Raw genomic sequence first — 9,843 nt, forward strand, 5'->3', positions numbered from 1 at the left:
CCCATGCCTAGCGCGGGCACCTAGACCCCACTGTAGGAGCGAGCTTGCTCGCGAAGACCGTCAACGATAACGCGAAAAACCTGACCCCCCGCAGCGGTCCCGGGTTTTTCGCGAGCAAGCTCGCTCCTACATTCAAATGGCGGTGTGCTAACGATTCCAGGTGGTGGGGCAGTCCTTGCAGCCTTCCATGTTCGCATCCTGGAAATTCGCATAATGCTGCCGCGCGCCCGTGAGGACCGCGCTTTCCAGGTTGCTCTCACCGAACTTGGCCTCTTGCAAATTAGCATCGCTCAGATCCGCCCCTTGCAGGTCGGCCTTGCTCAGCCAGGTCATTTCCAGGTCGGCGGCGCGCAGGTTGGCCTTGCGCATTTTTGCCCCGGACAGCCGCGCGAATTGCAGGTAGGCCGCGCTCAGGTTGGCGTTTTCAAACTGCGCTCCCTGGGCGAACAGGCCCCAACCCTGGATCGCCATCAGCGTGGCACCGGTGAAATCGGCCAGGCGCAGGTTGCTTTGTTGCAGGCTGGCGCGGGTCAGGTTGGCGCCCTGCAACTGGGCTTTTTCCAGGTTGGCCAGGTCGAGGTTGGCGTGGCGCAAGTCCGCATCGCGCAGGTCGGCGCCGGCCAGGTTCATTTTGCTGAGGTCCTGGTTGCTCAGGTTGGCGCCCCTGAGGTTGGCGCCGGGGCATTGGCTGTGTTCGGCGAGGGTGCAGCCGTTGATGACCAGCGGGGTGTCGTCGCCGTCATCGGCGTGGGCCAGGGGCAGGGCGAGCAGGAGTAACAAGGGCAGATAGTTCATCTTGGAACCTCCAGACGAAGCAACCCCGTGACGTAGCAGCTGTCGAGCAGCCAGCTGCTACGACGGGGCTGGGGACGGGTTATTTTTGGGCGGTCTTGTTATCCCAGCTCGGGATCTTGAACACCCAGAACGACCCACCCTGTGCCACCGGCTTGGTCAGCTCGGCCATGTCGCCGCCCCACAACGGCACCGCGCCGCCATAGCCGACGGTGACGCCGATGTACTGCTCGCCATCCTGTTCCCAGGTGATCGGCGGCGAGACGATGCCGCTGCCGGTCTGGAACTTCCACAGCTCCTTGCCGGTTTTCGCGTCGAAGGCCTTGAAGAAACCGTCGCCGGTGCCGGTGAACACCAGGTTGCCCTTGGTCGCCAGTACGCCGGCCCACAGTGGCAGGGCTTCCTTGTGCTCCCACACCACCTTGCCGGTGGTCGGGTTCATCGCCCGCAGGGTGCCGACGTGGTCGTCATACATGCGCTTGATGCGGAAACCCATGCCCAGGTACGCCGAGCCCTTCTTGTAGTTGACCTCTTCGGTCCAGTATTCCTCTTTCCATTGGTTGCCCGGGATGTAGAACAGGCCGGTGTCCTGGCTGTAGGCCATGGGGTTCCAGTTCTTGCCGCCGAGGAACGGTGGCGAGACTTCCACCGGCTTGCCCTTGGTTTCACCGGGCAACGGCTTGGCCGGACGCTGGCCCGGGTTTTCCACCGGACGACCGGTCTTCAGGTCGATATGGCTGGCCCAGGTGATGTTGTCGACGAACGGGAAGGCGTTCTGCAGCTTGCCGTTATTGCGGTCGACCACGTAGAAGAACCCGTTGCGGTCGGCGTGACCGGTGGCCTTGACCACTTTGCCGTCCTTGTCCTTGTAGTCGAACAGCACCAGCTCGTTGTTGCCGGAGAAGTCCCAGGCATCGTTCGGGGTGTGCTGGTAGAACCATTTCACTTCGCCGGTGCTCGGGTCGACACCGACCTGGCCCGAGGTGTAGAGGCTGTCGAAGTCGTGCGGGTTGCCGTCCTTGGACGTGCGCGCCCAGGTGTTCCACGGGCCGGGGTTGCCGGCGCCGACGATGATGGTGTTGGTCTCGGCATCGAAACTCGCGCTCTGCCAAGGTGCGCCGCCGCCGTGGCTCCAGGCCTCGACCTTGCCGGTTTCGGTGGTTGGGTCATCCGGCCACGACGGCGCTTTGACGTCGCCGGTCGGGGTGCTGTCCTTGCCGTTCAGACGGCCCATGTGGCCTTCGACGAACGGGCGCATCCACACTTCTTCGCCGGTGTCCGGGTCGCGCGCATACAGCTGGCCGACCACGCCGAACTCATCGCCGGAGCTGCCATGGATCAGCAGCACCTTGCCGCTGACCTTGTCTTTGATCAGCACCGGGGCGCCGGTCATGGTGTAACCGGCGGCGTGGTCGCCGAACTTCTTGTTCCACACCACTTTGCCGGTGTTCTTGTCGAGGGCGATCAGGCGTGCGTCGAGGGTGCCGAAGTAGATCTTGTCGCCAAAGATCGCCGCGCCGCGGTTGACCACGTCACAGCACGGGCGGATGTTTTCGGGCAGGCGGTGGTTGTAGGTCCACAGGCGTTTGCCGGTCTTCGCGTCGAGGGCGAACACGCGGGAGTAGGAGCCGGTGACGTAGACCACGCCGTCGCTGACGATGGCCTGGGATTCCTGGCCGCGCTGCTTCTCATCGCCGAACGAGTACGACCAGGCCGGGGTGAGCTTGAACACGTTCTTGTCGTTGACCTGGGCCAGCGGGCTCCAGCGCTGGGCGTTGGTGCCCATGCCGTATTGCAGCACGTCCTTGGTGCTCAGGTGGTCGTTGGCGATGTCTTCCCAGGTGACGTTGCGCGTCGCCTTTGCGGTGGACGGCGCGGCAGGGTCGGCGGCGGCGAAGCTGGCCGCACTCAAGGACAGGCTGCCGACCAGCAGGAAAGCCTGCACGGCAAGGCTCAGCGGCGAACGGGCGGGTAGCGATCTTATTATCATGGTTGCAGTTCCCAGTGGAGGTTTTGGCCTGCACAGGGTGGAGCGCCAGGGCGCTGCGCGGATACGGAAAAAGTCCCGCTGTTGCCGGGAAGACTTCCCGAGGCGCCGCTGTTTTAGGCGTGCCCCACAAGCCCTACTACCAAGGGAGGACAAGCCGGCCACCAAAGCAGCATACGGCCTATGCCCCAGGGTTTCTAAGATGGTTGCCATAACCTCTGCAATGAGGTTTTGCGTGCAATCCTGAGGGCAAAAATAATGACAACAAAACGCAATGCCTTGCTCGTCGCCGGGCTGTTGGCCGGTGTGATCGGTGCAGGCTCGGCCTGGGCCCACGGCAACGTGGTCCCGCAAGCAGTGGAAACCAAGGGCCTGACCTCGATCAAGGACGCCGGCGTGCCGGTCGACGAGGACGGCTGGGCGGCAGTGAACCCTTACCGCACGTCGCCTGAACACGACCGAGCCCTGGAAATCGGTTCGTCCGCCTACAATCAGAACTGCGCCGCCTGCCACGGCCTGGAAGCCAAGTCCGGCGGCATCGCCCCCGACTTGCGCATGCTGGATGTGGGCGAGGCCGGTGATGAGTGGTTTGTGCAGCGCGTGCGTCACGGCGCGGTGCGCGACGGCCGGGTATATATGCCGAAAATGGCCGATTACCTGAGCCAGGAAGCCTTGTGGGCGGTACGCACCTACCTGGACAGCGTTCGCGTCGAGGAGTAAGCCATGCGCCTGTTCGCTTATGTGCTCGGCCTGGCCCTGCTGTGTTGCCAGACGGCACAGGCGCAGGTGCGCAGCTATGACCAGATGATCGCCGCCGGTGAGTTGAAAGTGGCGGTGTACAAGGACTTTGCCCCCTACAGTTTCGAAGACGGTGGCACCCCGCGCGGGGTCGACGTGGAGCTGGCCGAGGCCCTGGCCAAGGCGCTGGGGGTGCAGCTCAAATTGATCTGGGCGCCGGCCGGGGAAAAACTCGACGACGACCTGCGCGACTACATCTGGCGCGGCAGCCAGTTGCATAACCAGCAACTGGCCGACCTGATGATGCGCGCACCCTACGACCACGACTACGCGCAAAGGCGTAACGATCAGGGCGAACTGGAAAACGGCCATGTGGTGATGTTCGGGCCGTACCAGAACGAACAATGGCAGGTGGCCTACGACCGCCGCCGCCTGGACAAGGTCGCCAGCGTGGCGGTGTTCGAGGAGCACCCGATCGGTGTCGAAGTCGACAGCGTGCCGTCGTTCTACCTGACCTCGGTGTTCAACGGCATGCTCGCCCGCCAGACCCATCACTACCCCGGTGTACCCCAGGCGTTCGCGGCGATGAAGGCCGGTGAAGTCGACGCGGTGATGGCGATGCGCGGCGAGATCGACTGGCAGGTGCATCAGGCACGCGATCCGCAACTGGCCCTGGCGCAAAACGCTTACCCGAGCATGGGCCGGCAGCGCTGGGAGATCGGCATGGCAGTACACGAAAGCAATCGCCAGTTGGCCTATGCGGTGGAAGAGGCGCTGGAAGGCCTGATCCGCGACGGTTCGCTGCAAACCATCTACAGCCATTACGGCCTGCAGTACGAAGTGCCCGAAATGTACCAATAGGAGCAGGCGATGAACTGGCGACTGAACTGCATGTTGGCCTGCTGGTTACCGTTGGCGGCCCACGCCGCGGCGGTCGAACCGGGCACGGACCCGGTGCCGTCGGTGATGTGGGCGTTCTACCACAAGCAGTTGCTGGCCGATGCGCCGTTCGTGTTCGATGAGCGGGTCAAGCTGCTGGCGCCGCCGTTCGCCGAAGATGCGCGCCAGGTGCCCCTGGAAATCGACGCGCGGGCGTTCACGGGGCACGTGGTGAAAATCCTCGCCTGGGCCGAACTCAACCCGTTGCCCAGGATTGTCGATTTTCAGCCCAAGGCCGGGGTGCTGCCCTGGCTGTCGATCCGTATCCGTATCGAACAGGCCACGCCCCTGCGTGCGGCGGTGCTCACCGATGACGGGCTGTGGCACGTCGGCTCGACCCTGATCGACGCGGCCGGCGGCGGTTGCACCGCGCCCAGCGTGGTCCGCACCCAGCCGGGTTGGGAAGAGCATATCGGCGAAGTCCTCGGCGGGCGTTACCCACGCGGCGAATTCAGCCGGGTACGCGTGCAGGTGGCGCACCCGATGGATAACGGCATGGTCAGCGGCATCCCCGAGTTCTATCTCAACCACGCGCAACTGCGTGGCCAGGACGGCCAGGTGCTGGCCGAGCTGGTGCTGTTCCCGGCGGTCAGCGAAAACCCCAACCTGGCCTTTGACATCGACGCACCCGGGCCGACGAGTCTGGTGCTGCGCGACAACAGCGGCAATGAATTCGACGCAGCCATTCCCTGACCAGAAGGAGCGCGGCATGCGCTGGATTCTATTGTTGTGCCTGAGCTTGAGCCTGCCCGCCGTGGCCGACCTCGACTACGCCCTCAAGCCACGACTGATCGCCGACGACACCTGGCTGCTGGAAGGCAGCACCGACAATTTCGCCAAGGACAACGGCGGCAATATCGTCAATACCGCGTTCATCGTCACCGAGACCGGCGTGGTGGTGATCGACACCGGGCCGTCGCGGCGCTACGGCGAAGCCCTGCGCCGGGCGATCGCCAGCGTCACCGACAAACCGGTGATCCAGGTGCTGCTGACCCACCACCACCCCGACCATGCGCTGGGCAACCAGGCCTTCAAGGACGTGCCCATCGGCGCCCTGGCCGGCACCACGCGCCTGCTGCATGAGCAGGGCGACGGCATGGCGGAAAACCTCTACCGCATGGTCGGCGACTGGATGCGCGGTACCGAAGTGCAATTGCCCACGCAAGTGCTCGAACCCGGTGTGCTCAGCTTTGGCCGCCACGACCTGCGCCTGCTCGCGCTGACCGGCCACACCGACGCCGACCTGGCCATCCTCGACCAGACTACCGGCGTGCTGTTTGCCGGCGACCTGGTGTTCTTCCAACGCGCCCTCACCACCCCCAACAGCCCCGGGCTGGCGGCGTGGCTGGCGGACATCGACACCCTGCAGGCCTTGCCCTGGACCCTGGTCGTGCCCGGCCATGGCCCGGTGGCCAACGATGCACAGCCGTTCGCGCAGATGCGCGACTACCTGACCTGGCTCGACCAACTGCTGCGCGACGGCGCCGCCCACGGCAGCGACATGGCCGAGATGATCCGCAGCCCCATCCCCGAGCGCTTCGCCGCGATCAACCTGAGCCGCTATGAACTGATCCGCAGCGTCAGCCACCTGTACCCGCGTTACGAGCGCGAGCAGATGCAGCGCGTGGATTCGGCGCGCTGACGGACCGGACCCGCTACTAAGGAACTAGCAATCTCGATACTGCGGTCAATTGTGACAACCGCCCCTGCGCCCAAGAATCTGTACCAGACCGGGAAAATTTCCCGGGTATAACAAAAAACCGCAGAGGTAGCCGTCATGACCCAACCCGCACGCCGCCAACCCTTCGCCTTGAGTGTGTTGCTCGGTGCCATTCTGTTATCCGGCCAGGCCATGGCGGCCGTGACCGATCAGGAGATTCTCCAGGACCCGAAAAACCCCGGGCAGATCGTCACCAACGGTCTGGGCGTCCAAGGCCAACGCTATAGCCCGCTCGATACCCTGAATGTGGACAACGTCAAGGACCTGCGCCCGGTCTGGGCGTTCTCCTTTGGCGGCGAGAAACAGCGCGGCCAGCAGGCGCAGCCGATGATCAAGGACGGGGTGATGTACCTCACCGGGTCCTACTCGCGGGTGTTCGCGGTGGATGCACGCACCGGCAAGAAGCTCTGGCAGTACGATGCGCGTCTGCCCGATGACATCCGCCCGTGCTGTGACGTGATCAACCGCGGCGTGGCGCTGTACGGCGACCTGGTGTTCTTCGGCACCCTCGACGCCAAGCTGGTGGCCCTGAACAAAGACACCGGCAAAGTGGTGTGGAGCAAGAAAGTCGCCGACCACAAGGAAGGCTACTCGATCAGCGCCGCGCCCCTGGTGATCAACGGCAAGCTGATTACCGGCGTGGCCGGCGGCGAATTCGGCGTGGTGGGCAAGATCGAAGCCTACGACCCGAAAAACGGTGACCTGCTGTGGACCCGTCCGACCGTTGAAGGTCATATGGGCTACGTCTACAAGGACGGCAAGGCCGTGGAAAACGGCATTTCCGGCGGCGAGGCGGGCAAGACCTGGCCTGGCGACTTGTGGAAAACCGGCGGCGCGGCACCGTGGCTGGGCGGCTACTACGACCCGGAAACCAACCTGCTGCTGTTCGGCACCGGCAACCCGGCACCGTGGAACTCGCACCTGCGCCCTGGCGACAACCTCTACTCGTCCTCGCGTCTGGCGCTGAACCCGGATGACGGCACCATCAAGTGGCACTTCCAGACCACGCCCCATGACGGCTGGGACTACGACGGCGTGAACGAACTGGTCTCCTTCAACTACACCGAAGGCGGCAAAGAGATCAAAGCGGCGGCCACCGCCGACCGTAACGGTTTCTTCTACGTGCTCGACCGCACCAACGGCAAGTTCATCCGCGGCTTCCCGTTCGTCGACAAGATCACCTGGGCCACCGGCCTGGATAAAGACGGTCGGCCGATCTACAACGAAGCCAGCCGCCCCGGCGCGCCAGGCAGCGAAGCCAAGGGCACCTCGGTGTTCGTCGCCCCGGCGTTCCTCGGCGCGAAAAACTGGATGCCGATGGCCTATAACCGCGACACCGGGTTGTTCTACGTGCCGTCCAACGAATGGGGCATGGACATGTGGAACGAAGGCATCACCTACAAAAAAGGTGCGGCGTTCCTCGGTGCGGGCTTCACCATCAAGCCGTTGAACGAAGACTACATCGGCGTGCTGCGCGCCATCGACCCGAAAACCGGCAAGGAAGTCTGGCGCCACAAGAACTTCGCGCCGCTGTGGGGCGGGGTCCTGACCACCAAGGGCAACCTGGTGTTCACCGGTACGCCGGAAGGCTTCCTGCAGGCGTTCAACGCCAAGACCGGCGAGAAGGTCTGGGAATTCCAGACCGGCTCCGGCGTGCTCGGCTCGCCTGTGACCTGGGAAATGGACGGCGAACAGTACGTCTCGGTGCTCTCCGGCTGGGGCGGCGCGGTGCCGTTGTGGGGCGGTGAAGTGGCCAAACGCATCAAGGACTTCAACCAGGGCGGCATGCTCTGGACCTTCAAATTGCCTAAAGAACTGGTCGCCAAACACTGAATCTACGACCAAATGACAAGAGCCCTCCTGCCAACGGCGCATTCGCCCGGCAGCGGGGGCTCTTTACTATCGGGTCATCGCCTGTTGACCGACAGGCCCGGACCCAGACAGAGGCTTTAACATGATCTACGCACAACCTGGCACCCCTGGCGCCATCGTCAGCTTCAAGTCACGCTACGGCAACTTCATCGGCGGCGAATTCGTTGCGCCGATCAGCGGTGAATACTTCACCAACACCTCGCCGGTGACCGGTGAAGTGATCGCCGAATTCCCGCGTTCCAACGCCGCCGACATCGACAAGGCCCTCGACGCGGCCCACGCCGCCGCCGACGCCTGGGGCAAGACCTCGGCCCAGGATCGCGCCCTGGTGCTGCTGAAAATCGCCGACCGCATCGAACAGAACCTCGAAGTGCTGGCCGTCACCGAAAGCTGGGACAACGGCAAAGCCGTGCGTGAAACCCTCAACGCCGACGTGCCGCTGGCCGCCGACCACTTCCGTTACTTCGCCGGCTGCATCCGCGCCCAGGAAGGCGGCGCCGCCGAGATCAACGAACACACCGCCGCCTACCACTTCCACGAGCCGCTGGGTGTGGTCGGGCAGATCATTCCGTGGAACTTCCCACTGCTGATGGCCGCCTGGAAACTTGCCCCGGCCCTGGCCGCCGGTAACTGCATCGTGCTCAAGCCGGCCGAGCAGACGCCGCTGTCGATCATGGTGTTTGCCGAGCTGATCAACGACCTGCTGCCAGCGGGCGTGCTGAACATCGTCCAGGGCTTTGGCCGTGAAGCCGGCGAAGCGCTGGCCACCAGCAAGCGCATCGCCAAGATCGCCTTTACCGGCTCTACCCCAATCGGCGCGCACATCATGCATTGCGCGGCCGAGAACATCATTCCGTCGACCGTGGAGCTGGGCGGCAAGTCGCCGAACATCTTCTTCGAAGACATCATGAACGCAGAGCCGCAGTTCATCGAAAAGGCCGCCGAAGGCCTGGTGCTGGCGTTCTTCAACCAGGGCGAAGTATGTACCTGCCCGTCGCGGGCGCTGGTGCAGGAGTCGATCTACGACGACTTCATGAAAGTGGTGATGAAAAAGATCGTCAAGATCAAGCGCGGCAACCCGCTGGACACCGAAACCATGGTTGGCGCCCAGGCGTCCGAGCAGCAATACGACAAGATCCTGTCCTACCTCAAAATCGCCCAGGAAGAGGGCGCCGAACTGCTCACCGGCGGCGCGGCCGAGCGTTTGGAGGGTGACCTGTCCAGCGGTTACTACATCCAGCCGACCCTGCTCAAGGGCCATAACAAAATGCGCGTGTTCCAGGAAGAAATCTTCGGCCCGGTGGTGGGTATCACCACCTTCAAGGACGAAGCCGAAGCCCTGGCCATTGCCAACGACAGCGAGTTCGGCCTGGGTGCCGGCCTGTGGACCCGCGACATCAACCGCGCCTACCGCATGGGCCGGGCGATCAAGGCCGGCCGCGTGTGGACCAACTGCTACCACCTGTACCCGGCGCACGCCGCGTTTGGCGGCTACAAAAAGTCCGGCGTGGGGCGTGAGAACCACAAGATGATGTTGGATCACTACCAACAGACCAAGAACCTGCTGGTGAGCTACGACATCAACCCACTGGGCTTCTTCTAGCCCCGACTTGAAATGCAACCTAATGTGGGAGGGGGCTTGCCCCCGATAGCGGTGGATCAGTCATGCATGTCTTGGCTGACAAGCCGCCATCGGGGGCAAGCCCCCTCCCACATTTTGATCGGCGTACACCCGTTCCGGCACAGCAAGAGGGCTTTGCCTGTTGGATCACTACCTGCCGACCAACCCCCTGGG

8 protein-coding genes are annotated in these 9,843 nt (G+C 63.7%); 6 read left to right on the forward strand and 2 right to left on the reverse strand.

Annotation, left to right across the window (positions count from 1 at the left end; genetic code table 11):
• Nucleotides 1-147: 147 nt before the first annotated feature.
• Together NR164_RS29970 and exaA are read right to left on the reverse strand one after the other, a co-directional pair.
• Nucleotides 148-795 (reverse strand): pentapeptide repeat-containing protein, encoded by a 648-nt coding sequence (locus tag NR164_RS29970; RefSeq protein ID WP_256823648.1) that lies wholly within the window; start codon nt 793-795, stop codon nt 148-150.
• A gap of 79 nt (nt 796-874) precedes the next feature.
• Nucleotides 875-2,782 (reverse strand): quinoprotein ethanol dehydrogenase, encoded by a 1,908-nt coding sequence (exaA, locus tag NR164_RS29975; RefSeq protein ID WP_079444253.1) that lies wholly within the window; start codon nt 2,780-2,782, stop codon nt 875-877.
• 255 nt (nt 2,783-3,037) lie between these two features.
• Here exaA and pedF point away from each other — a divergent pair, with 255 nt between their 5' ends.
• From pedF to NR164_RS30005, 6 genes are all read left to right on the forward strand, one after another.
• The gene (gene pedF, locus NR164_RS29980; RefSeq protein ID WP_256823649.1) at nt 3,038-3,499 is read left to right on the forward strand and encodes a cytochrome c-550 PedF; all 462 of its coding nucleotides are present in this window, start codon (nt 3,038-3,040) and stop codon (nt 3,497-3,499) included.
• Nucleotides 3,500-3,502: 3 nt separating this feature from the next.
• Nucleotides 3,503-4,378, forward strand: coding sequence for an ABC transporter substrate-binding protein (locus NR164_RS29985; protein WP_256823650.1), 876 nt, complete (start codon nt 3,503-3,505; stop codon nt 4,376-4,378).
• Nucleotides 4,379-4,387: 9 nt separating this feature from the next.
• Nucleotides 4,388-5,149 (forward strand): quinoprotein dehydrogenase-associated SoxYZ-like carrier, encoded by a 762-nt coding sequence (locus tag NR164_RS29990; RefSeq protein ID WP_256823651.1) that lies wholly within the window; start codon nt 4,388-4,390, stop codon nt 5,147-5,149.
• A 16-nt stretch (nt 5,150-5,165) separates the two neighbouring features.
• Complete coding sequence (locus NR164_RS29995; protein ID WP_256823652.1) at nt 5,166-6,098, forward strand: quinoprotein relay system zinc metallohydrolase 1; 933 nt, start codon at nt 5,166-5,168, stop codon at nt 6,096-6,098.
• Between the two features lie 135 nt (nt 6,099-6,233).
• Nucleotides 6,234-8,009 carry a PQQ-dependent methanol/ethanol family dehydrogenase gene (locus NR164_RS30000; RefSeq protein ID WP_046382819.1) on the forward strand — a complete coding sequence of 592 codons (1,776 nt, stop codon included), beginning with the start codon at nt 6,234-6,236 and terminating at the stop codon, nt 8,007-8,009.
• Nucleotides 8,010-8,130: 121 nt separating this feature from the next.
• The gene (locus tag NR164_RS30005; RefSeq protein ID WP_017847476.1) at nt 8,131-9,651 is read left to right on the forward strand and encodes an aldehyde dehydrogenase family protein; all 1,521 of its coding nucleotides are present in this window, start codon (nt 8,131-8,133) and stop codon (nt 9,649-9,651) included.
• Nucleotides 9,652-9,843: the final 192 nt, after the last annotated feature.

The organism is Pseudomonas sp. Pse79 (assembly GCF_024519615.1).
Lineage (GTDB): Bacteria > Pseudomonadota > Gammaproteobacteria > Pseudomonadales > Pseudomonadaceae > Aquipseudomonas > Aquipseudomonas veronii.